This is a genomic window from Paenibacillus sp. FSL R7-0652, assembly GCF_038595045.1.
GTDB lineage: Bacteria > Bacillota > Bacilli > Paenibacillales > Paenibacillaceae > Paenibacillus.
This window is the reverse complement of sequence record NZ_CP152001.1, coordinates 5,270,221-5,292,963: the sequence shown is the minus strand read 5'-3', so window position 1 is coordinate 5,292,963 and position 22,743 is coordinate 5,270,221. Positions and strand designations below refer to the sequence as shown.

General features: G+C 45.4%; 24 protein-coding genes. 17 read left to right on the top strand and 7 right to left on the bottom strand.

The features are described 5' to 3' along the window. Positions 1-128: 128 nt before the first annotated feature. The gene (locus MKY97_RS23185) at positions 129-488 is read left to right on the top strand and encodes a hypothetical protein (protein ID WP_342552593.1); all 360 of its coding nucleotides are present in this window, start codon (positions 129-131) and stop codon (positions 486-488) included. Positions 489-724: 236 nt separating this feature from the next. Then, positions 725-2,209 (top strand): DHA2 family efflux MFS transporter permease subunit, encoded by a 1,485-nt coding sequence (locus MKY97_RS23180; protein WP_342552592.1) that lies wholly within the window; start codon positions 725-727, stop codon positions 2,207-2,209. 172 nt (positions 2,210-2,381) lie between these two features. Here the strand turns inward: MKY97_RS23180 and MKY97_RS23175 are convergent, their stop codons facing one another. Continuing rightward, a complete protein-coding gene (locus MKY97_RS23175; RefSeq protein ID WP_342552591.1) occupies positions 2,382-3,455 on the bottom strand; it encodes a glycosyltransferase in 1,074 nt (357 codons plus the stop codon). A gap of 240 nt (positions 3,456-3,695) precedes the next feature. Between MKY97_RS23175 and MKY97_RS23170 the strand changes: the two genes are divergently transcribed. The 5 genes from MKY97_RS23170 to MKY97_RS23150 all read left to right on the top strand — a co-directional run bounded on the left by MKY97_RS23170 (position 3,696) and on the right by MKY97_RS23150 (position 9,308). Further along, entirely contained in the window at positions 3,696-4,874 is a 1,179-nt protein-coding gene (locus tag MKY97_RS23170) for an ATP-binding cassette domain-containing protein (protein WP_342552590.1), read from the top strand. Next, complete coding sequence (locus MKY97_RS23165; RefSeq protein ID WP_342552589.1) at positions 4,871-5,587, top strand: ABC transporter permease subunit; 717 nt, start codon at positions 4,871-4,873, stop codon at positions 5,585-5,587. Before MKY97_RS23170 ends, MKY97_RS23165 begins: the two co-directional genes overlap by 4 nt. Positions 5,588-5,591: 4 nt before the next feature. Next, positions 5,592-6,986 (top strand): GldG family protein, encoded by a 1,395-nt coding sequence (locus tag MKY97_RS23160; RefSeq protein WP_342552588.1) that lies wholly within the window; start codon positions 5,592-5,594, stop codon positions 6,984-6,986. Continuing rightward, positions 6,983-8,032, top strand: a complete 1,050-nt coding sequence (locus tag MKY97_RS23155; protein ID WP_342552587.1) for a DUF4340 domain-containing protein — start codon at positions 6,983-6,985, stop codon at positions 8,030-8,032. The genes MKY97_RS23160 and MKY97_RS23155 overlap by 4 nt, the downstream gene beginning before the upstream one ends. 259 nt (positions 8,033-8,291) lie before the next feature. Then, positions 8,292-9,308 (top strand): YhcN/YlaJ family sporulation lipoprotein, encoded by a 1,017-nt coding sequence (locus MKY97_RS23150; RefSeq protein WP_342552586.1) that lies wholly within the window; start codon positions 8,292-8,294, stop codon positions 9,306-9,308. A 108-nt stretch (positions 9,309-9,416) separates the two neighbouring features. Here the strand turns inward: MKY97_RS23150 and MKY97_RS23145 are convergent, their stop codons facing one another. Further along, positions 9,417-10,166, bottom strand: coding sequence for a methyl-accepting chemotaxis protein (locus MKY97_RS23145; RefSeq protein ID WP_342552585.1), 750 nt, complete (start codon positions 10,164-10,166; stop codon positions 9,417-9,419). 298 nt (positions 10,167-10,464) lie between these two features. Here MKY97_RS23145 and MKY97_RS23140 point away from each other — a divergent pair, with 298 nt between their 5' ends. From MKY97_RS23140 to MKY97_RS23125, 4 genes are all read left to right on the top strand, one after another. Beyond that, positions 10,465-10,692 (top strand): helix-turn-helix transcriptional regulator, encoded by a 228-nt coding sequence (locus tag MKY97_RS23140; protein ID WP_090919235.1) that lies wholly within the window; start codon positions 10,465-10,467, stop codon positions 10,690-10,692. Positions 10,693-10,944: 252 nt separating this feature from the next. Continuing rightward, positions 10,945-11,553, top strand: coding sequence for a type IV toxin-antitoxin system AbiEi family antitoxin domain-containing protein (locus tag MKY97_RS23135; RefSeq protein WP_342552584.1), 609 nt, complete (start codon positions 10,945-10,947; stop codon positions 11,551-11,553). Next, positions 11,553-12,002, top strand: coding sequence for a nucleotidyl transferase AbiEii/AbiGii toxin family protein (locus tag MKY97_RS23130; RefSeq protein ID WP_342552583.1), 450 nt, complete (start codon positions 11,553-11,555; stop codon positions 12,000-12,002). The genes MKY97_RS23135 and MKY97_RS23130 overlap by 1 nt, the downstream gene beginning before the upstream one ends. Continuing rightward, complete coding sequence (locus MKY97_RS23125) at positions 12,002-12,097, top strand: hypothetical protein (protein ID WP_342556435.1); 96 nt, start codon at positions 12,002-12,004, stop codon at positions 12,095-12,097. Before MKY97_RS23130 ends, MKY97_RS23125 begins: the two co-directional genes overlap by 1 nt. Before the next feature lie 528 nt (positions 12,098-12,625). On the opposite strand, the gene MKY97_RS23120 is transcribed toward MKY97_RS23125, so the two are convergent. Further along, positions 12,626-13,081, bottom strand: coding sequence for a hypothetical protein (locus tag MKY97_RS23120; RefSeq protein ID WP_342552582.1), 456 nt, complete (start codon positions 13,079-13,081; stop codon positions 12,626-12,628). A 630-nt stretch (positions 13,082-13,711) separates the two neighbouring features. Between MKY97_RS23120 and MKY97_RS23115 the strand changes: the two genes are divergently transcribed. Next, positions 13,712-13,816, top strand: coding sequence for a LuxR C-terminal-related transcriptional regulator (locus tag MKY97_RS23115; RefSeq protein WP_342552581.1), 105 nt, complete (start codon positions 13,712-13,714; stop codon positions 13,814-13,816). A 104-nt stretch (positions 13,817-13,920) separates the two neighbouring features. On the opposite strand, the gene MKY97_RS23110 is transcribed toward MKY97_RS23115, so the two are convergent. Next, the gene (locus MKY97_RS23110; RefSeq protein ID WP_342552580.1) at positions 13,921-14,157 is read right to left on the bottom strand and encodes a hypothetical protein; all 237 of its coding nucleotides are present in this window, start codon (positions 14,155-14,157) and stop codon (positions 13,921-13,923) included. 18 nt (positions 14,158-14,175) lie between these two features. Next, positions 14,176-14,523: a hypothetical protein gene (locus tag MKY97_RS23105; RefSeq protein WP_342552579.1), complete on the bottom strand. Its 348-nt coding sequence runs from the start codon at positions 14,521-14,523 to the stop codon at positions 14,176-14,178. Between the two features lie 298 nt (positions 14,524-14,821). On the opposite strand from MKY97_RS23105, the gene MKY97_RS23100 reads away from it, so the two are divergent. The 5 genes from MKY97_RS23100 (at position 14,822) to MKY97_RS23080 (ending at position 18,821) form a co-directional block, all read left to right on the top strand. Then, a complete protein-coding gene (locus MKY97_RS23100; protein ID WP_342552578.1) occupies positions 14,822-15,685 on the top strand; it encodes a MurR/RpiR family transcriptional regulator in 864 nt (287 codons plus the stop codon). Between the two features lie 3 nt (positions 15,686-15,688). Then, the gene (gene nagB / locus MKY97_RS23095) at positions 15,689-16,417 is read left to right on the top strand and encodes a glucosamine-6-phosphate deaminase (protein ID WP_342552577.1); all 729 of its coding nucleotides are present in this window, start codon (positions 15,689-15,691) and stop codon (positions 16,415-16,417) included. Further along, on the top strand, positions 16,414-17,658 hold the full coding sequence (gene nagA / locus MKY97_RS23090; RefSeq protein ID WP_342552576.1) for an N-acetylglucosamine-6-phosphate deacetylase: 1,245 nt from the start codon (positions 16,414-16,416) through the stop codon (positions 17,656-17,658). The genes nagB and nagA overlap by 4 nt, the downstream gene beginning before the upstream one ends. Before the next feature lie 117 nt (positions 17,659-17,775). Beyond that, entirely contained in the window at positions 17,776-18,147 is a 372-nt protein-coding gene (locus tag MKY97_RS23085; RefSeq protein WP_342552575.1) for a hypothetical protein, read from the top strand. 290 nt (positions 18,148-18,437) lie between these two features. Continuing rightward, positions 18,438-18,821: a hypothetical protein gene (locus tag MKY97_RS23080; RefSeq protein WP_342552574.1), complete on the top strand. Its 384-nt coding sequence runs from the start codon at positions 18,438-18,440 to the stop codon at positions 18,819-18,821. Positions 18,822-19,861: 1,040 nt separating this feature from the next. Here the strand turns inward: MKY97_RS23080 and MKY97_RS23075 are convergent. Together MKY97_RS23075 and MKY97_RS23070 are read right to left on the bottom strand one after the other, a co-directional pair. After that, the gene (locus tag MKY97_RS23075; RefSeq protein ID WP_342552573.1) at positions 19,862-21,442 is read right to left on the bottom strand and encodes an oleate hydratase; all 1,581 of its coding nucleotides are present in this window, start codon (positions 21,440-21,442) and stop codon (positions 19,862-19,864) included. A gap of 338 nt (positions 21,443-21,780) precedes the next feature. Then, positions 21,781-22,356 carry a TetR-like C-terminal domain-containing protein gene (locus tag MKY97_RS23070; protein ID WP_342552572.1) on the bottom strand — a complete coding sequence of 192 codons (576 nt, stop codon included), beginning with the start codon at positions 22,354-22,356 and terminating at the stop codon, positions 21,781-21,783. Positions 22,357-22,743: the final 387 nt, after the last annotated feature.

The window sequence follows — 22,743 nt, the reverse complement described above, 5'->3', positions numbered from 1 at the left end:
GGGTGTAAGGTCGGGCACTGACTGCAAATCCTCAAATTTGGGTGATTGTAAAAGCCAATGGACGAGGGAATGCATATTCTGTCTACAGGGGGAAATCGAAGAATTGAACTCCACAGGAGGGATACGAGATGGCGGCATATATTATCCAGATCCACGAAAATTTGCTTCAGACATTTATTCCTGTGAAATACATGGATGTGGAGATTGCTTATGTCGGCGACGGGGAAGGAACTGATGTATACGTTGGAGTAGGTGGGATTCACGGAGAATTGTATCGAAATCTATTTCATATCGGTTCTGGCTCGCATCAGGAAGTGAGCAGTTATGTTATTCATAATCTAAATGTATCGTGTGAAATCTGTGAGCTGAAAATCATAAGTAACAGCTCCATACCCAATCATCTGGTCATTCGAATCTACTGTCGTGGTGGTGAAGGACAGTTGATTGGCATACTGTCAGAGCATCAGATGACAAAACTTGCTGATTAATAGGTTCTTAAAGGAAAGGAGCAGGCGAGAAGCTTGGTCCTTTTTTTCGTTTTATTGCTAAACTTGTTCTTTTAAAAATAGCTTGACAGCAAAGGTAATTTGATTAAAATTAAACCAGTATAAAACGAAAGTTTAAAACAAAGGTTTAAAACGATGGTTTGAAAAAATCATAAGTATAGGCAGTCTGCTAGCCGGTTCTTCCAGAAGCCGCAGACGCCGGAAAAGAGAGTGGATGCGTGAAACAACAAACATCAGTACCACAGGAGACAGAGGAATTTTCAATCAAAACGATTATTCTGCCCCTGCTGTCGATTATCGTCGGCATGATTATGGTTATTCTGGACAGCACGGTAGTTAACGTAGCGATTCCAAATCTTGTACAGTATTTTGAAACAGATCTAAAAACCATTCAATGGACGGTTACAGGGTATACGCTGGCCTTGTCCGCAGTAATTCCATTGGCAGGATGGCTGACCGATCGTTTCGGAGCAAAAAGAGTATTTCTGTTCACTATTGCCATGTTTACTCTTGGCTCTGTATTATGCTCAATCGCTCAATCACCGGAGCAGTTGATTTTATTTCGTGTCATTCAGGGGCTCGGCGGAGGCATGGTAGCCCCAATCGGGATGGCTATGGTTTTCCGTTTGGCTCCACCGGAGCGCAGAGGTTCCATTATGGGGATGCTCGGTATTCCGATGCTGCTCGCTCCCGCGCTTGGTCCGGTATTATCCGGCTGGTTTATTGAGTCGGTCAGCTGGCACTGGATTTTCCTGATTAATCTGCCGATCGGTATCGCAGCATTTATTTTGTGCATCCGGTTCCTGCCAGACACAGACCGCGGACGTACACCTGCACTGGATCTGCTGGGCATGATCCTTGCCCCTATTGCCTTCTCCATGCTGGCTTACGGTGTGAGTGAAGGCGGCACAAGCTGGACATCTGCGACAACACTGACGGGCGTTATTGTAGGGGGAGCAGCGCTTATTCTGTTTATCATCGTAGAACTTCGTCAGCAAAATCCGCTGCTGGAGCTGCGGGTATTTACCTCCTCCGATTTTTCCAGAGGTATTGTTCTGGCGTGGGTATCCCAAGTGGCTTTGTTCGGCGCGATGATTCTGATCCCTCTGTACTTGCAGCAGATCAAAGGATATACAGCACTGGAGACAGGACTTATCCTGCTGCCTCAAGCACTTGCTTCCGGGGTTGCGATGCCGCTGGGTGGTCGCTTGTTTGACAAAATTGGAGCAAGACCGCTGGCCTTTGTAGGTCTGGGAATCATTTCAGGGGCCTTGTTTATTCTGTCTTCCATTACGGCAGTGACGGGGCTTGGCCTTATTATTACGGCGCTGCTTATGATGGGGTTTGGTATGGGCTTGTCCATGATGCCGCTAAACACGCATGTGCTTAATGCGGCACCTCGCAAACTCGTTGCACGTGTGACACCGCTAACTGCGGCAGCACAGCAGGTTGTTGTTTCGTTCGCGGTTGCTGGCCTCACCGGATTTCTGACCTCGCGTGTGACCAGCAGCACGACGGGTACGGAGAAAGCAGACATTGTACACGGGCTGGTGAGTGGATTCAATGATACGTTTTTCCTCGCCGCGTGTATTGCTTTGTTCGGTTGTCTGCTTAGTCTGATTCTGCGTAGACCGAAGCGTATGCCTGAAAAGGAATTGCAGACAGGCGATAGTCCTGACCCGGCAATGATGATGGGGCATTAATAGATAGCAGCAGCCTAGATACAGCAAATAAAGGGCAGTTCGGAAGCGTATGCTTTCTGGACTGCCTTTTGCCTACCCATTCTTTCCGGGGAAAACAGCTGCTCTCCACGTTATTCTGTCTTCTGTCATCGAAATGTCCATGTAAATTTTCCTCAGTTCGAGTCATTCACCATCAATGAAAAATCCTCAAAGCGGTCATCATTTCTCTGAAAGAAGCTGCGTATCGATCAGGTGAAAAGGACAGATTCAGATGCTGTCTTCCTTGAATACGAATATACTCCCGCAGCTTTTTGTTGTTCATTAAATCCATGGCTTCGGTTACCGCAGTTTGAACATTGCCAATGGGATAGAACTTTCCGGTTTTATTATGTGTAATGAATGAACGTACGCCATCCGAATCTGTACTGAGTACGGGACAGCCGCAGCTGATGGCTTCGGCTACAGCATAACCGAAACCTTCCAGTAAAGAAGTCGACAGCATGATCCCCCCGGACTCGGCGACCATAGAATAAAATGTTGGCATTTGCGAGTGAGGAACATTTACAAAGATGCCGATGCGATCTTGTAATCCATACTCGGTCAGTATATGCCGGAACATGACCTCATCTTCCGGATTAGCGAGGGTAGGGTCGTGGAAGAGCCACAGTCTGGCTTTCGGTTTCTTCTGGATAACTTTCCTGGCGATCTCAAGGTATTCCCGCCAGTTTTTGTTATGCTCCAGACGTCCCACCCATGCGAGCACAGGATAAGGCGGAGTGTCAACGGCGAGTGGAGCAAAGGTATCTGTATCCAGCATGTTCGGAATGACAAAACGATGAAGCCATGGACAAATATGAATGAACATATCCAGCAGATGATCGGTTGGCGGCAGTACAGCCGCATCACAGTGGGCTTGAAGGTAAGGAACCGCCATCTGTATAGTTTCCAGTGCCTGTTCACGCGTACCAAGACCCTGTGCTTCAAAAATAATTCGTCCTTTGTAACCCAGGCCTCTCAAACGACCAGGCATGGCAATATCGGAAGTGGTAATAATGGCATCATAGTGCTGACTGTGAATCAGGTGATGAATATCCTGATCACTGGAGGCGGTAAAAATACGTGTATCCGTGTTGTTTTGTAAACCTGAGCCTGTATTCAGATACAATAAATGAGCTTCGATGTCATGACGCTTCAGAACAGCAGTCCGCAGCCGGTTCAGGGTATCTACACCACCGCTGGGAACATAAAACGTAAATAAAACTTTCACACGATTCACCCTCTGACTTTTGGTCAGGAGCTCATTCTCCTGTGTTTTATGTTACGTATAACCCGAGGCTGTGGTGTGGGTGCAATATCAAATGTTCACAATTTGGACAAAAAAAATTAAGCTATATTTTAAGTGATATTAAGCTGAGGCTAGGATACACACTGTATCATACAAAGAACTTCCCGTGTTGTGTTATTCATCATACTGCACGGGTATTTTTAACGGGAAAGGATGAAGGACGTGCTCGAAGTGAGACAGGTCAGCAAAGTGTACGAAGACCAGCGCGGTGTGCACCAATTGGACTTTACCATGGAGCGAGGCGAGATCGTCGGGTTTTTGGGGCCCAACGGTGCTGGCAAAACAACAACGATGCGCATGATTACAGGTTATCTGCATCCCACTGCTGGCTCGGTTCTGGTCGATGGCTTATCCGTGCATGATCAGGGGCGGAGCGTTCGTTCCAAAATCGGGTATCTACCGGAAACACCGCCGCTTTATCCGGATATGACGGTACAGTCGTATCTCAAATTTGTAGCGAATCTGCGCGATGTCCCGGTACGAGAAGTTAAACTCCGAATCAGTGAGATGATCAGCAGGCTGGGATTGCAGGGCAGGGAAAAACAATTGGTACGCGGGTTATCCAAAGGGTACAAGCAGCGGTTGGGGTTAGCAGGAGCGATTATACATAAGCCCGATCTGCTGGTTCTGGATGAACCGACGTCAGGACTTGATCCGAACCAGATTATCGAAATTCGGGATTTGATTCGGGAACTGGGTGAAAATCATACGGTGCTGCTCAGCACGCATATTCTGCCTGAGGTAAGTGCACTTTGTAATCGCATGTTGATTATTAATCAGGGAAAGCTGGTGTTGGACGGTTCTCCGCAGGATCTGGGAACTGCGACGGGAGATCGTTTCAAGGTCTCTCTTGAAGTGAAAGCCTCGGAGCAGCAGCTGCTGCAGGTATTGGCACCTTGGGAGAAGGCGAAAACTGAAATCATATCATCTTCCTCTTTATCTTCGTCTTTATCTTCGTCTTCCTCGGATTTGGAGACCAGTGAATCAGATGCGCTGGAAAATGGCACTTCCAATGCGCCTTCCATGGTACGAGTCAAGCTTACCGGGCATTCATCGGAAGATTTTAGGGAAGAGCTGTTTTATCTATTGTCGGGTGCTGGTCTGCCTATTCTGGAGATGAAACGCGAGAACCTCAGTCTGGAACAGATTTTCCTGAAGTTGACGACATCGGAGTCTGTACAAACGGAGGAAGCAGCGGCTGTGCCTGAAGATCACTTGAAGACAGCACTTGATTCAAGCCTTGAAGCCGCGAAAAACAACGATGAACCTGCTGCAGAGTCAGAGGCCTTATCGGATCGGCAGCAAGCTTCAAATTCCGGTTCAGGGGAGGGAAGCAGATGAGACGAATGATGGCGATCTGTAACAAAGAGCTGCAGGCCTATTTCCTGTCGCCAACCTCTTATTTTGCTTTTGCTGTGTATGTATTGATGACCAGTCTGCTGTTCTATTCAAGCTTTGTATATTACCAGCCAAGCATTGTGGACTATCGCCTCGTATTAGGAGATACATTGTCCATGCTGCTTTTTGTGGTGCCATTGTTGACGATGCGTCTTGTCGCAGAAGAATTCAGACAGGGAACGGATGAGCTGCTGCTTACTTCGCCGACACGCGTGACCGAGATAGTTTTTGGAAAATATTTAGCTTCACTCGCCATACTGCTCGTGCTCATTTTGTGCAGTCTGGTGTATCCATTCATCATGTCGTTCTATGGGAAACTGGATCTGACGTCTGTCTGGTTATCTGCGCTCGGTTTGTTCTTCCTAGGGGGCAGCATGATGGCAATCGGGTTGTTTGCCTCCACATTATCCCAGCATCAGATGGTATCCGCGGTAGCGGGTTTTATTATGCTTCTCATTTTGTGGATGCTTAATTCATTTACAGGTAATACGGGGTCCGCTCTGCAGCAGTGGCTTGATCCGTTTGCACTGACGAAACACTTTGACAGCTTTACGAAAGGTGTACTCAGCGGACCGGATGTTCTGTACTACGTCACGCTTACGGGTGTGTTTCTACTGTTAAGCATTCAAATTGTAGAACGGAAGCGGTGGAGGTGAGAAGATGAAAAAGTGGTTAAGTCATACCAACAGTACCGTATTGTCTGTCGCGGTGATTGGCATCTTTATTTTGCTGACCCTGTTTCTGAATTCACTTGGTGGTTTCCAGCTCGATCTGACCTCCAATAAGCAGTACACGTTATCAGACCAGTCCTTGACAGCAATTAAAAATATAAAAGATGATGTTAATATTCTTGTATTAACGGTTGAAAATGCAAATAATACCGTCCTGAATCGTGAAGTGTCAGATATGGTTCAGGAATATACCAAACGCAGCAGCAAGCTCAAAATGAAACAGTACAACTTGACGCAAGAACCTGCGCTTGCCTCCAAATACGGGATTACAGGCAGTTCGATTGTATTGGAACAGGGAGACCGGCATAAAGTCATCGACACGGCCAGCCTGTTCACGGCGAACGGGGATGGGAATGATGGATCTTATCAGTTTACAGGTGAAGAGAAATTGACACAGGCACTGATGAACCTGTCTTCTACAGAAACCAAAAAAATGGTGTTCCTCACTGGACACGAAGAGCTGAGTCTGAGTCAGATGGGCATGCTGCGATCTTCGCTGGAACAGAATAATATCTCCACCGAAGAGCTGCAGCTGAACCAGGCTGGCAAGGTTCCTGAAGATGCCGATGTGCTTGCGATTATTGGGCCACAACGGGATCTGAGCGATGCAGAGCTTAAGGCGGTGCGAGCTTACATGAGCAGCGGAGGTAAGCTGTTAATATCCCTCGGTTTTGCAGAAAATATGAAATCCAGCTGGAAAAATATCGATGCATTGATCGCAGACTATGGCGTGGTGGATGAGCATGCTGTTATGGTGGATAACAAACAAGCCAGCACCATGGGACCGCTGTGGGTTGTTCCAGAGTATGGCAGTCATGCGATCACAGACAAGCTTGCTCAAAGCAAGCTGTATCCAATGCTCTCCTTGTCGATTGCCCTGACAAGCAAAGAGCAGGATAAATATAAGTTATCCCCGCTCATGCATTCCTCCAATGATAGTTACGGAGAGACGGATATTAACGGTCTGCTGCAGAATGAAACGAACAATGACAAGGATGCAGACATCCAAGGCCCTGTTGATCTTGGCTATGCTGCAGATACGAAGGATGGCAAACCGAAAGCAGTCATTCTGGGATCGTCCATTTTCATGCAGGATTCGGAGATTGCGAGTGGCGGCAATCGGGACTTTATTCTGAATACAGTCAATTATTTGAGTGAAAAAGAAGACGGTTTGACCATACGCCCGCGCATACAGGCAGGTTATGAAATCGCCTATCTGAATGGTCAGCAGGCCAGAACGATATTTTTCACGGCCATTGTGGCATTCCCGCTTGTCTTTGTGATTATCGGGGTCATCTTATGGTGGAGGCGCAGACGTGTATGAAAAAATTAATACCAACGATTGTGGTCGTTGTTATCTTGATCGCAGGCTGGGTGTATGCCGCCAATCAGAATTATTTTCGGGAAGAAGAGGCGCTAAAGACCAAGCTCCTCGATATTTCATCAGCGGATATTCAGGCGATCACACTGCATGAGGGTGCTGGAGGCAAGTCGGAAGCAGATGCTGTGTCGAGGGTCGAATTAAAGGATGGTGCATGGCATATGTCTACGCCGAAGGACTATCCGTTGAATCAATATAGCGTAGGGAGCTGGCTCGATGCGCTGAGCAGTGCCGATCAGGAAATGGTAGTTGAAGAGTCGCCAAAGAATGTGGAGAAATACGGCTTAGGCAGTACGGCCACACGTCTGGATATGCAGTTGAAGACCGGGCGGAAAATCAAACTTGCCATCGGCAGCCAGCTTCCTGCAGGTGATGCACATTATGTACAGGTTGATTCAGGAGCGGTGGTTGCTGTAAATAATGAAGCTGTGACCAATATTGCTCTCACACGTCACGGATTGCTGGATACCACCCCGTTCAATATGGATGAGTCCGCTATTCACACTCTTGAATGGGAAGGTGAAGCAGCGAGCTGGATGCTGAGGGCTTCATCAGAAGGAGATACCGCATCCGAACACGCATGGACGTTAAATGGCAAGTCGATTAATGCAGAAGATGCAATCTCACTTATTGATAAAATCAAAAACCTCACAACTGCCGAAGACGTTCGCAAAGCGTCCGATTTAAAAGGCGCTATCCCTCGTTCCACACTGTCTGTTGAACAGCAGGTAAACGGGCAGGAGACGACCACGGTGTATCGACTGCTGATCATTCCATCGGAGCCGGATACCATCTGGGTGATCACCCCGGATGGAGGGTGGGCTTACGCGATGGACGCAGCCAGTCTGAAAGAAACAGAAAAGTTTGCGGAAACGCTCAAAACTTCCACTGTATCTGCAAAGACTCCAGAATCCGCGAAATCCGGAGCGCCTGACCAAACAGCCAAACCTGATAAAGCTTCAACGTCCCAGACATCTTCCAAGAGCTAAGAAAGTAGAAAAGTAAGTAAGTAAGTAAGTAAGTAAGTAAGTAAGTAAGTAAGTAAGTAAGTCAAGAACAGCAGTGCTGCTATAAATGCAGTACTGCTGTTTTTTTGGCCCGGTAAAGAGCGTTGATTCGAATTCCATAAATCGTAAAAGCTGGCCATTTGGTAAGTCAAAGTGCCATATCCTTTCAGCATATCGATTACAGCAGACGCGCATCCTATCTATGTGAACCAAACCAAACACATTGGAGGATGAACATTACATGCCAACAGTCAAAAAGGCAACAGCGATTACGTTATCATTATCTACTGCAATTTTTGTAATGGCCGGCTTGACGGGTTGTGGAAATCGCGACAATAACATGCATACGCAAAGTGTTCGTGAACAGGCACATGGCATCAATCGATACGGCGTTGAAACCAATGGCATGGACGGCATTCGTGCAAGAAGTTACCGGATGCACAATGTCACAGACCTGAGATCCAGTGATGAACTGGCAAAACGCATTACTGAAATGAAGGAAGTCGAGTCCGCTCACGTCATGTTAACGGACCGTAATGCCTATGTTGCTGTGCGTCTGGCTAATGGACATGCGGGTAAGCTGGGCAGTAAATCAGCAGGACAACCGAGCAGCCGTCTAAATGGCACCATGCGTAATTATGCCAGTGATACAATGCGTGGTGGCTTGATGAATGAGGATATGGGCGGGATGCGCGTTCATGGAGGATCGGGCACGAATTCCCCATACAGTACAAGCGGAATCGCTCCGGGGCTTAATACGGGTACAGCAACCGACCGCAGCCATATGGGCAATGACCGCGGCCTTTACGGCACGATGGGCACGGGAACAATCGGTATGATGCGCGGCTTGACGGATAGCGGCAAAGCCCGTCCGATGAACGAAACTCAGTATGGCACAAGAAGTGAACGCCCGCGTATGATGGACAGTTCAGATGATAATACACCTGAAGAGATCAAAGGCAAAATCTCAGCTAAAATCAAGCAGTTTGCGCCAAATGTGGAGAACGTATATGTGTCGGCTAACCCGGATTTCGTAGGTCAGGTTGAGAACTATGCAGCGGATCTGCGCAGCGGCAAACCGGTCAGCGGCATGATCGATTCATTCCAGTCGATGGTAGAGCGCATTTTCCCGACGAACGCTGGCGATACCCATCACCGGGACGGTATCCTGGGTGATGGCGTCATGAATCGCAACCACGATGGTTTAATGAATCGCAACCATAATGATGGCGGCATGATGAAACGTATGACTCGGTAAAACAGTGAAATGAACAAGTGTGCCTTTTGCGGAGGGTTGTCCCCAATGCAAGGGCATATTTGTTTTCTACAAAGTACATTACTTGGTCAAAATAAACTAAATATCTATTTAAGATTCATGAATACTAATTAATTGCTGCATGAATTGTTTTAACTCTTTCGTCGTTTCGTTCAAGTGGTTGATCGTTTCCATAAATTCGCTGACGAGCTCAGCCTGTTCCTGTGAACTTGCCGTAATTTCGCCAAGGTCGTTATCTAACAATTGGACGGACTGTCTCACCGTCAGTAAGGACTTCTCAATTTCGTTAGTGGCATTTTTGGTATCAACAGACAGTTTGCGAATTTCCTTGGCTACTACCCCAAAACCGGCTCCTGCATCCCCGACACGTGCGGCTTCAATGGCCGCATTAAGGCCCAGCAAGTTCGTCTGCTCGGAGATCTCGCGAATAAATCCAGCAACCTGAGTTACCCCGCCAGAAGTCTGAACCGCTTTTTTCGTATTGCTCAGCATCTCTTCGGAGGTAGCGCTCAGCTCTTCCGAATGAGCTGCAACATGCTGTACACTGTCCACCAGTTGGTTGGTTAGTCCTTCAACGATGTTCATTAGCTGCTGCAGCTTTTCCTGGTTTTCCATGCTGTATACGAGGGTAAATACGGCGACTATCTCGTCAGCGACATTTTTGACAGGAATGAAAGCGACATCGAAGGGAACGCCGAATATCTCCTTCGGAAAGTGACTGTATGTCGTTGTCGTGCCGTTTTGTAGATCGGCAAAATTACGATTAGCCTCAGGGAGTGGATCTCCCGTCTTAAATTTCAGATTCTCCTGAAGAGAAGTACAGATATTTCTCTCGATCAATTAGGGATAACGTTACATCTTGCCGGATGGCTGCCCGAAAATAAGGCATGCTTTCAATTAGTGCTTGAATAATATCCATTCATGTGTGGCTCCTTTTATGGAAGGCTGTCAATTTTAATACAAGTTGTTTTATGTATATCGGCTCTCGAGTGAAGAAAATGAATAAAAGAGAATACCCGTTCAACTGCCCATTTTTCTTATAAAACTGAACCAACGCCCTTGATCTGACATAAGATGAGTTGACTGTATCCCCTTAACCTTGTTACACCAACACAACCCGAGCAAGGAGGGGTGAACATTGAAGGGTATCGATCATCATAAAAGCAAATTTTTGTTAACCCACCGTGAACGCGAAGTATTCGAATTACTGGTTCAGGACAAAACAACGCGTGACATCGCAGGGCAGTTATTCATCAGCGAGAAAACGGTGCGTAACCATATCTCCAATGTGATGCAGAAACTCAATGTTAAGGGTCGTTCGCAGGCAGTTGTAGAGCTGATTAAGCTCGGAGAACTGAAGATTTAGCCGCGAATTACAGTTAAACGAGGCAGCACAAAAGCCTTTCTCTATCCTTCGATATGAAGCATGGGGAAAGGCTTTTTTGTTAATGAATGATTGGATTAATAAACCTATATTGTTCCCAACGTAACCTTATTATCTGCTTATACGTCTAAGTGCAGAGTTTTTTGTGAATAAATAAAAAGGAATGATAAAGTAAACTCGAATACCTTTTTAAGAAGATAAAATCTTCTAGCAATTATGAATGGCGGTGAATGCATGAATGAGCAGATCAAAGCTGAGGCAAGGCACGTGCTGGCGGAGCATCATGGGATTGCTCGAACAAAGGATTTTATCAAAGCGGGTGTATCTCCATATCACATAAAAAAGTTGGAATTCATTGGTGAGATTGAACGAATAAAGCAAGGGCTTTACCGACAATCAGGGCTAATACAGGAAGCGCCCAATGAAATGGTTGAAGTGTCAAAGCTGGTCCCTAAAGGAGTGATTTGTCTTCTCTCTGCACTTTCCTACTACGAGCTGACAACCTACAATCCTTGGGAGTACCGAATCGCTATTCATCGCGGCAGTAAAAAGCCAAAACTTCCAGACTATCCTCCTATTAAAATAATCTATCTGGCAGATGCTCAATACAGCATTGGAATCGATGAAGTAGATATCGATGGCTCGGTAGTTAGAATTTATGATCGTGAAAAAACGATTTGTGATATGGTGAGATATCGAGAGAAGCTTGGAATGGATTTGATGAAGGAAGGGTTGAGGAATTACCTTAAATCATCTAATAAAAACATAACCAAGCTTGTTTCATATGCTGATAAGCTGAGGATTCAAACGGTTTTGCAAAAGTATCTGGAGGTATTAATCTGATGAGTGAGATTAAAAACATTCCCGCTTCTGTTTCAGAACGCTTGAAGAATATAGCCAAAGAATCAGGAAAGGCTTTTGATACGCTGCTGCTTTTATATTTTCAGGAGCGGTTCTTATACCGTTTATCCATCTCTGATTTCAGAGATAAGTTCATTTTAAAGGGGGGACTATTTTTATTTTCGCAAACGCAGTTCAAAGCGCGTCCAACCAAAGATGTTGATTTTCTCGCCAGACAGATTGCTAATGAATTGGAATTATTAAGAGAGTCATTCATTGCAATTTGCTCCATTAGCGTACCCTCAGATGGCGTTGTTTTTCAGTTGGATAAAATGACAACAGAGAGAATTAAAGAAGATGCAGATTATGAAGGTGTGAGAATTAAGGTAACAGCACTTCTAGGGCGTATGAGAAAGAGATCTTGCAGTTTGATATCGGATTTGGTGATGTAGTGATTCCGAAGCCACAGCTTATCGACTATCCTGTTCTGCTGGATATGGAAACACCTCAAGTACAAGCCTACTCAAAAGAATCTGTCATTTCCTAAAAATTTCCATTCTATTATGTCTTTGGTGATAAGTCTGGCAAAGGTCAGTGTCCCAACGATGACTCCAATCTTCCCCCAGATATCCATATGTATCACCCCCTTACATATATAATTATATCATGTGCGTTAACGCATGTGCAGATGTTTAATACCCACATGGGGTATATTCAAACCTGAATTTTGCTTATTATTTCCAGATGTTGCTACAGCACATCTAGCCACACCGCAATGTTGGATTTAGTGAAGATACATGCTGAAACGCTACCCTGATCATAGGATATGATGGGGGGATTGAAATCCAAAAAGTTGACTTTCTACAGAATATAGCCGTAGTACTCCTACTCCTACACGATGATTGAAATTTGAATGATTGAATGCTCGCTGGTCACAATGCCACCATCAACACAAATAACCCTCTATAAGTAGGAGGGGGTAGTTTGGCATTCAATTATTATGTTTTCTGAGTCTGCTATATGAAATGGAAAGAGGATACTTCATAAGAAATATCCCCCTAGATGTATAATTACATTAGAATTGTCTTGCTGAAATAGACATTTCGATTTTATGTCCCGTCTTGCTGTATACATAAATTTTATAACTAGTGGTCACACCAACATAAAAAGAGATTGTTTTTTGAGCCCCTTTTTTTACGGAAACTTCAAGAGGGTCATTACCGCCATTTACAAAAACCTTTACCCAAAGGTCATCTGAACTTGTATTCTTGATCCAAAGGTTTCCATCACTTCCGTTACCGGGGTCCATTGAAAAGGACTTCTCATATGCATTGTAACTGCTGTAATTCTCAGGTCTAATAAGTTGAACATCAAAAGGAGTAATAATCGGATCATCAGAGTTCTCCACAGTGATCGGAGGGTTGGTATAAGTATCCTTTACTCTTTCTTCTAATGCACCAGCACTAGCTGAATTTGCAGTTAATAATACAGACAAAGCTACACCAACACCTAAAATTTTATTGAATGCCAATGTAATTCCTCCTCTATGGCGAGTAGTATGTAATTGTGCTCGAATTACTTACATAATTGTATTACTAAAAAATGGAATGGTATATAGGACTAAAGTGTAAATATTAATTAATAACATATATGAAAAATATAAAGAAAGCATTGAACAGTCCTAACTAGGAGAATGTAATAAATTAAGTGAATATTATAGAATTTCTAACATTTTTTGGTTTTACTAGATAAAAAAAGACAAATCGCAAGTTTTGGAGATAAATATTTTTCAATAGTGCTTTCGACATATTTCTACCTTATTATACCATAAAATTTAAATTAAAGAACTAAAGGATTGTCCCACAAAGTAAACCAAATGACAGACACAACGTAAGTTGTGGATGAAGGTGAACGTCAGCCATGGAGTGAAACTGAATATGGAATGGATTGGATTTCGTAGGTTTTCTAAGTATGTATTTTCTATGATTCTGTGTTCAGTTACCCATCCGTACTCTGTTATGTATTTCAGGCAAGTCTTTTCTAATTGTTCGCATACGTGCTCATTTAATCTAGATAATTGCTCATTCTTCCTCATGGGGAATATGCGGTTTGCTTCTTCTTCTGCTAACCTTTTCAATAACATTAGGTAGGCTGTAGTTTTTTGTGTGTTTCAAACTACATTATGAATGTGATGCAGAAACTCAATGTTAAGGGTCGTTCGCAGGCAGTTGTAGAGCTGATTAAGCTCGGAGAACTGAAGATTTAGCCGCGAATTACAGTTAAACGAGGCAGCACAAAAGCCTATCTCTAGCCTTCGGTATGAAGCATGGGGAAAGGCTTTTTTGTGGAATGACTTCATTGTATGTTTTATTATGTGCAGCAGACGACAACTTTTTTATCGTATTTCCTTTTAATCAGTAATCGCCCGCGTTCATCAATGAGATACGGAATATCATTCTTCTCTAATGTTTGAGTTACGTATTCAGAATTGTTCTCCATGAAAACATAATATTCATTTTGTCTTTGATTATAATCTATATAAGTTGGAAGCATCCCCACAATAGCGACTACAATGGATGCAGACATCCAAATCCATCTCTTCTTCACTTTCATCAAACCTCCCCTTTACAATTTATGCTTCTTTATAAACCCTATCCATCTTTTCCTCGAAAATGGTTGATAAAATAACCGCTCCAATTCTTCAAACTGCGCGTCATTTAAATGCAGATACAGCGCCTTTTTAGCGATTTTGGCGGCAGGCTGAGACAAGGTGGTGCGTCCTTCCATTTTACGCCTGATCGGCACCTGAAATTGCAAAAACTCTTCGTAATCTTCCCAACCTTCCCAGCTCAACCGAGCTCGGCGTTTCCAGTCGATAGCGTAAAGCGAATAATAAATGGCTGAAGTGTCATTATGCTTAACTGCTATGATCCACATGCTCGGAACGATTTTGCTGCGCTGTCTACGATTCATGAGAAATACCCCTTTATTAATGAATACAGCACGTCAATGTGAGATGTCCTATGAGATGGATGTGCCGTGCACCATTTCATACGATTAACTTTAGCAAATTGTGAGAAAACTTCAAACCAATTGTAACGGATTTCAGCTGGTTTTCTCCGCGCTGCTCACAGCACCAGTTCAAGGGAAAATCCTCTTGCTTTGCCAGATCAACTTGATTAGAATGAAGATATAAAAATAATTTTCGTTATATTTATATAAAAAATAAAAATAATTTTCATAATAAAAGTCAAATAACAAGGAGGTGCCTATGGCGGCTATATTACATGCTTTACAGCAGGAATTAAACAATCTGCCATCACAGGAGCGGCGGATCGCCGAGATTATTTTACAATCGCCGTCGGATGTACCGGGCATGACGATTAATAAATTGGCTGAGCAGAGCGGGACAAGCGCGGCGACGGTAACCCGTTTTTGCAAATCATTTCACTTCAAAGGTTTTCCTGATCTCAAAATGAAGCTTGCTTCTGAGCTGTCGCACACGCCGAATGAAACAGCATATCAGGATATCGTTGCAGGCAACTCATTATCTAAAATTGTGGCGGCCATTGAAGCGAACCATCTTGCCTCTATCGCTGACACTACACGTTTGCTGGACCTGGGCAGACTGGAACAAGCGGTGCAGCTCTTGTGCCAGGCTCGTCGTATTGACCTTTACGGGGTGGCCACGTCGTCTATTGTGACACAGGATTTTTACCAAAAGCTTGTGCGGATCGGCAAAAGCTGTACCGCCTTTTCCGATTCCCATATGCAGATTACATCCGCGTCCTCGCTGGGGCCAGGAGATGTGGCGATGGCCGTATCCTACTCAGGTGAAACCCCGGAGACAATTGACGCGCTGACTTGTGCCAAACAGGCTGGGGCTGCTGCTATCTCGCTGACGTCATACGGCAGCAGCTCACTCGCTGCAGTGTCCGATATTCCACTCTTCACCTCTTCTCTCGAAGAAGGAATGCGGCGCGGGGATATGGCTTCACGCATTGCGCTGCTGCATGTGATCGATATTTTGTTCACGGGCATGGTGAGTGCGGATTTTGATCAATTTATACCTAAACTTGAGCAGTCGTATCACAATGTGCAGTCCTATCGTTTCCATCACACCGGAGGTGCTTGACAGATGAATATTCGTATTTTTGAAAATGAAGAAGATTTGAACGCGACAGGTGCAGGCTTGATCGCCAGCTTGCTGCAGACGAAACCTCGTGCCGTTCTCGGACTTGCAACAGGAAGTTCACCTGTAGGAATTTATAAGCAGTTAATTGCAATGTATCAGAAGGGATTGGTGAGTTTCGCACAGGCATCGTCCTTTAATCTGGATGAATATGTAGGTCTGCCTACCGGGCATCGGGAAAGCTACCGCAGTTTTATGAATGAGCAGCTGTTTAATCATATCGACATGGATCTATCCCGCACGAATGTACCGAATGGTGAGGCAGCGGATCTAGCCGCAGAATGTGCCGGTTACGAGCAGCGTCTGGAGGAGCGGGGGCCGGTCGATCTGCAATTGCTTGGCATTGGGCATAACGGCCATATTGGTTTTAATGAACCTGGAACGGAATTGACGGGCCGCACCCATGTGGTGGACTTGAAGGAAGAGACGAGAAAGGCGAACGCCCGTTTTTTTGACAGCATCGACGAAGTTCCGGCGCAGGCGATTACGATGGGTGTAGGTTCTATTTTAAAAGCAAAACAAATCCTGCTCATCGCCCGTGGCGAAGAGAAAGCGGAAATTATCCGCGAAGCGTTCATGGGTCCAATCACAACGACCTGTCCGGCATCCTTGCTGCAGTGTCATCCGAACGTGGTTGTATTACTGGATCGAGCGGCAGGGAGGCTGGTTAGATGACCGAAACGAATCCTAAAGTCAGCAGCAGTGAGTTGGAAAAGAAGCTGAATTTGCTCCGCGGCAGACTGCTGCTTGCCGATGAATTGCTGGAAGACGGCCTGATCGCCTGGTGCGCTGGGAAAATCGTATATGCCGGCATACCGGAAGGTCTACCTGAACGCATTCGGCGAGAAGCAGGATCACTTCCTGCAAAAGGAACAGGCCTAATTGTACCTGGATTTATTGATATCCATGTACATGGCGGTAACGGAGAAGATTTCATGGATGCCAGTCGCGACGTGCTGGACAAGATTACTTCATTTCACAGTTCACAGGGGACAACAGCGATGCTGGCAACATCCATGACGGCTCCGAAAGAACGGCTGGATCACGTTTTGGCTGAAGTAGACCGCTACCGTTCCGGGGAAATGCCGTATGCACAGCTGGAAGGTGTACATTTAGAGGGGCCTTTTTTCAGTCCGAAGTGGCCTGGTGCACAAAATCCCGATCATATCGTGCTTCCCGATGTCAGCTGGCTGCAGGGATGGGAAAAACAATACCCGGGCCTGATCCGGCAGGTGACGCTGGCACCAGAACGTGAAGGTGCGCTGGAGGTTATTTCTTGGCTGCGAGAACAGCGGATTACAGCAGCCCTTGGTCATACTGATGCAGCTTACGACGATGTACAGCGCGCAGTTGAAGCTGGGCTGCATCATGCTGTACATACGTTTAACGCGATGACACCACTGCATCACCGGGAGCCGGGGACGGCAGGGGCCGTGCTGAGTGATCCGCGCATCAGTGCTGAAGTGATCGCCGATGGCGTACATGTCCATCCTGCGGCCATATCAATCCTTGCTCAATTGAAGCAGGGGAACGATCAGCTTGTGCTGATTACGGATGCGATGTCAGCAGCCGGACTGGATGACGGCGAATACAAAATCGGTGATCTGCCCGTGGTCGTGAAGAACGGCGAGGCACGTTTGAAAGAAGGCGGCGCGCTGGCAGGAAGCACATTGACCATGGTTCGTGGGTTCCGTTATCTTGTGCAGGAAGTCGGACTGAGTCTAATGGCTGCTTCTAGAGCTGCAAGTCTGACGCCTGCACGCCTGCTTGGTATTGATCACCGCACGGGTTCCCTGACACAGGGAAAACAGGCAGATATCGTTTGGCTGAATGAGGAACTGGAGATTGACACGGTGTGGGTGAAGGGCAGAAGAATGGCGAAGCATGCTGAAGGAGCAGACGTAACGACGGGTTGACACCATAATGACGATAGTCGATGGCAGCTGTGGGAGTGTTTGAGGAAATATGCTGGACAATATGTTAAAATAGATCTCAAAAATGAGATCTGCGGATCATTACCGGAGGCATGAAACATGGAACGTGGCACCATGCTTGAACATGATCCGTTCATCCCCGTGCTGGCGGAGAAGCTGCACATTCACGGATATTATGCTTTTTATGGCGAGCATTACAATGAGACGGATATGGAACAGTACCGCAAACATTTGTTCACCACCTTTAACAACATCGTATGGATTGAGCTGGATAGTCGCAAGAAATATATGATTGTGGACCATCGCGGACGCAACACAGTGATGAAGCTGATCGAAGGCATGCTGAACACACGCAGAACGCTGCGAGCCAATCAGGCCATGGCAGGTACCGACACGAGAGACGTGGATCAGGAAATCACCCATTTCTCTAAGCTGGTGCACATGCTGAAATTTACTACGTTTCGTTCATAAGGTTGTGCATGATGAGGAGGATGGTTGAAGTCGTTCCTCCTGTTTGTCCCAACCACCTGCGCCGTTCAGAAATGATACAGTACTTTCGGATATACTTTTAAAAGGTCGCCAATGGGCGACTTTTTATGTACATATTTTATATGAACGACTAAAGACTACCTATCAGCTGCCCGAATAGGATTACTTTCAGTTTCGTTCTTTTTATTATATTCTATATATCTTTCTGAAGTTGGATGGATATGTAAAATGTGAAGCGGTAAGGGGTAACGCAATATGGGGAGGTTTTATTAGTGACCAGAGTGATGTCCTGCCTTCTTTTAATTACGATCACATTAATAAGTATAGTGGGCTGTACCACAGAGACCAGCGCCACCCAAGAAATGGCACAAAGTTTAATGGAAGAGGATAAGAATAGTGACCTATTTTTAATCGAGTCTGTTCTCTATAAAAGGCTCAAAACCGTTAACGAAACAGAATTTAAAGCTGTAAATACGATTTTGTATGGAGAAATATCAAAGAAGTACAGCAAAAATAAAAGCGAAAAGTTCCAGTCAGGCATGGCTTCTGTTTTGTCTTCAGGTACAAAATTATATCGTTCTGTAGAGCATCCGGAGTATGTATATTCCAGCGAAGAAGGTAGATATGTAGTGTATAAGTCTGTGCCTGAGGGTTAATCAGCAGCATCATACGCATCATACCTAAGTAACTAGTTTTTCTTGCGGCAAACAGCTGAAACAAACAGTGGGCTGAGGGTACCTACCAATGATCTCGATTGCCCTTGCAGAAGCAATCTTTTTTTTAGAGCTGCTCTCATGCTTTATTAATCATTCCGGTTCAAGCACTAACGTCTGTCCTTAAAAGCTCTGACGATTCTGAGAAACCTTATTTACCCGAGTTCAACACCGTTCAAATTTTAACGATCCCCAGATACGCTATTGGGTATAAATCAGTCATTTTGCGATGAAAAAGCTTCCGATTATTCCAAATAAGGTTTGTGCGAATCGTTAGATTTTCAAAGCCGTCTATAATGATGAAATAAGGTTTCTGGAAATCGTTAGAGCGTGGACGCAGCAGTTTCCATGTCTGGTAACCGAACCAAGTTGATATTCCAGTACTGCTGTTAATTGCTGCTCTAATAGCGACCCAGATTATTGGCTGCTTCCTGTTATGCTGCTGGCGTGGAGGAGGGGGAAAGTGGGGAATACGGTAAGACGCATCCCTCATTCAACCCGATAGATGTCATACGCCAATGTACATGTCCATCCTTCAATTAAAAACTGAGATTCACAGCTTCAATGAGGGACTTCGGTTCAACGTGTACGGTGCCGAGGTCACACCTTAAAAAGAGTCCCTTCAATCCAGATTGACGGGACCCTTTTCAGCGGAACTAATCTTCATTCAGCAGTAAACCAGAGCCTTCACACAGATATATCATTCTCGGTTCAGCCCAACATTCATTAACCTAAAATTCGCTAACCGAACATTTACCAACTTATCTACTCTCTAACTTATCAAGTATCTTTTAATTAACTCACCTTCACCATCTTCAACCAAGCATATAGTGCATTTCATCAACTCATCTTTACCATACCTACGATCCAGCACCTCTCCAATTCCGCACTTACCTTATCCCAGACCCGGTTCATTGCATTTTACATATTACACACATCAGTCTGGGCACATTTTCATCTTCAATTTAATTGGTCTTCAACTCTTATCTAAACGAAGTCACGAAACTGCTGAACATCGTTCGCACATCGTATTGATACTGGTGGATCGGCTCCACCGGGCGGTTCATGCCAAGCAGCGTATAGATGGCGATCCGTGCAGCGCGCACAGAATATTCTTCCGTAAACACCACGTCGTCGGGGATCTCACAAAATTGACTGATGAACGCCAGGTTTGTTGAACCTTCGGGCACGACTTTGGGGCGGTCGCTGTTCAGCCGGGGCATAAATTGTGCAGTAATATAAGGCATCATACAAGGGATACAATTGGCGGTCGCCATAATCTCCTCATGATGGTCCTGAAAATGAAGATGTCCGATCAGTTCCTGCATAATCTCTTCACCTGTGCAGTCACACATTCTTTTTTTCACATAGTCACCTACGTTGTCCGGGTACAAGCCATAGCCCCAGAATACGGTAACGTGTTCGGGCTGATTCCGAAAATGGGGCTGGAAGGCGAGCACAACGGACATAAACCAGCTTGAGTCTTTAAATGTAACGAGTGCCCCTGTACCCGCACGGTTGCGTGTGAATTTTTCCATCAGATCAAAGAAAACCGAATCTTGGAAGGTGACGGTGAACGATTCCCATTTGGACTCATCGACGTGATCGTTAAAAGAGGACGGGCTGCCCAGCATCGGTTTTTTCGCCGCAATGTTCTCCCACAGCTTCCAGGAGCTTCCCTTGCCGTTCAGTTTTGGAGCAGCAGTCATAGAACCGAGATCGGCACCTTCCGTCATAGAGCCGTTAGTAACGATAACCAGGTCATCCTCATGAATGTCAATCACTTCTTCCATACCGTTCCGCCGCACATGCATACGATTAACCGTTATACCGTCACCTTCTTTGAAGTCCAGATCTGTGACCGTGCATTTCAGTGTGAAGTCTACGCCGTAAGGCTCCAAATATCGGTGCAGCGGCAGGATTATGGAATCATATTGGTTGTAAGGTGTACGTGTAACCCCCTCCAGGGTTTGAATGCGCGGGAATTCGTGAAAGAAGCGAAGCATGTATCGTTTGAACTCCACTGCACTGTGCCAAGGCTGGAATGCAAAGGTAGTCGCCCACATATACCAGAAGTTCGTTTGGAAAAAGTGTGGTGCAAACCAGTCATTGATTCGCAATTTGCCCAGCGTGTCTTCAGGAGTAATAATGAGTTTGCCCATCGCCAGTCGGTCAGCCATATCAAAACCCATGGATAATACATCTTCCACTTGACCATCGCGGTTAATTAATCTTGCATTGGAGTGTGTGGGGTTGGCATAATCAAATGCTGTAATCTCTTCTCTGACCGACATACCTGGATGATCAATAGAAGGGATGGTCGCGAGCAGTTCCCACAGATTTTCATACGCTTCATCATTAAGCATGCGTCCACCGCGAATGACGTAACCCTGCTCCGGGTTACCTGCTCCATCATTACTGCCCCCGAGAACGGACATTTCTTCAATAATATGAATATTCTCGCCAGGGAAGTCACAGTCTCTGACCAAATAAGCTGCTCCTGCGAGTGATGCAATACCTCCGCCTACAAAATAAACCTGTTTATGACCGTGTTCTTTTTTCACGATGAATCGCCTCCAAAAGATGGTGTATACTTCACATTCCCAATGTAAACCTGCACCGAAAAAGAAGGTATGATCAAAAGAAGACAGCTGTCTGAATTTTGGTCACTTTTGGTAAAATGTCTAGGGCGTTAATCAAGCCAAACAAATCTCATCATCCATCATCCCAATCGAACAGCATGCTCTAAGTGAATGATGAACCCGTTCATGACAAAGAAGCCGCACCTCCTTAACAGGAGGGCTGCTTGTCTATTTACGACTGCGAATATGATTCATTGTTTTATTACTGTTTGTTTTGTCCGTTCTGATCCTCCGTCCATTTCTCCGTCTTCATATCTGTGCTAGAGCCCGTACTTAAGTTCATACTTATGCAGTGCCCTGAGCACATTTCCTTCAATCAATTCACTCAGCTTGGCGATGATCCGTTGTGGCGGCTCTTTCAGCCCATCTCTCATCCATTGAATAAGCAGACCTGTGAAAGCCAGTGTGTAGAAATTGGCAGCAAACTCTTTGTCCTCTCCGGTAACCTTGATCCCGCAAGCCAGTTCATCAATTACACCCATAATCAGATCATGGGTAACTTGATAGAGATAACCATCCAGATGAGAACGTCCAAGGGATTCGAGCGTATTGCAGCAGAAGGCTTTATTATTTTCGATGTAACAAAAGATTTTGTAGAAGCCCTCTGTCCATGTATCATAGCTGCGGTACGCATGGATGCTTTCCACCGCTTCCGTTTCGTAAATCCATCCGAGCAGGGCATAAATGTCCTGAAAATGATAATAAAAAGTTTGCCGGTTAACGCCGCAGTCTTCCACCAGATGTTTTACCGTTATTTTGTTCAGCGGTGTATGTTCCATTAGACTTTTAAGCGAATGAGCGAGTGCAGTTTTGGTCAGATGAGAAGCAGACATCATAGTTCACCTCATCATTCAGATTCAGCTTGCAGGAGAATATTACCATATTATACCTAAAAGTAAAATTAGATTGATCACTGCATTTGTATCCATACGAAAAAACGATGGCCCTGCAGGCCACCGCTCTCTCATCGTTATATGTGGTTCGAAATCCGGGCAATAACAGCGATCGAAAGAACGATTCGCCAACGGAACGACCACCCAGCGCCCCGATGTCTTCTTATGTTTCCAGCTGCTCCCCCTAAAAGTGAGGCTTAATTTTTAAAAGGGACAGATAGGAAGGCGCAGACGTAGTGGAGGAGGCGAAATCGATTCTGGAGAAGCGAAGCGCTCGCCTTTATTGCCGGATATCACCCATGGAAGAAGGGAATCCAAGAAATCCGGGCA

Excerpts from the sequence above, each read along its gene's own strand:
- MKY97_RS23085 (WP_342552575.1), top strand. The coding sequence starts at position 17,776 with ATGGAACGTGGCACCATGCTTGAACATGATCCGTTCATCCCCGTGCTG.
- MKY97_RS23185 (WP_342552593.1), top strand. The coding sequence starts at position 129 with ATGGCGGCATATATTATCCAGATCCACGAAAATTTGCTTCAGACATTT.
- nagA (WP_342552576.1), top strand. The coding sequence starts at position 16,414 with ATGACCGAAACGAATCCTAAAGTCAGCAGCAGTGAGTTGGAAAAGAAG.
- MKY97_RS23150 (WP_342552586.1), top strand. The coding sequence starts at position 8,292 with ATGCCAACAGTCAAAAAGGCAACAGCGATTACGTTATCATTATCTACT.
- MKY97_RS23165 (WP_342552589.1), top strand. The coding sequence starts at position 4,871 with ATGAGACGAATGATGGCGATCTGTAACAAAGAGCTGCAGGCCTATTTC.
- MKY97_RS23130 (WP_342552583.1), top strand. The coding sequence starts at position 11,553 with ATGAGTGAGATTAAAAACATTCCCGCTTCTGTTTCAGAACGCTTGAAG.
- MKY97_RS23070 (WP_342552572.1), bottom strand. The coding sequence starts at position 22,356 with ATGATGTCTGCTTCTCATCTGACCAAAACTGCACTCGCTCATTCGCTT.
- MKY97_RS23135 (WP_342552584.1), top strand. The coding sequence starts at position 10,945 with ATGAATGAGCAGATCAAAGCTGAGGCAAGGCACGTGCTGGCGGAGCAT.
- nagB (WP_342552577.1), top strand. The coding sequence starts at position 15,689 with ATGAATATTCGTATTTTTGAAAATGAAGAAGATTTGAACGCGACAGGT.
- MKY97_RS23155 (WP_342552587.1), top strand. The coding sequence starts at position 6,983 with ATGAAAAAATTAATACCAACGATTGTGGTCGTTGTTATCTTGATCGCA.
- MKY97_RS23160 (WP_342552588.1), top strand. The coding sequence starts at position 5,592 with ATGAAAAAGTGGTTAAGTCATACCAACAGTACCGTATTGTCTGTCGCG.
- MKY97_RS23100 (WP_342552578.1), top strand. The coding sequence starts at position 14,822 with ATGGCGGCTATATTACATGCTTTACAGCAGGAATTAAACAATCTGCCA.
- MKY97_RS23105 (WP_342552579.1), bottom strand. The coding sequence starts at position 14,523 with ATGAATCGTAGACAGCGCAGCAAAATCGTTCCGAGCATGTGGATCATA.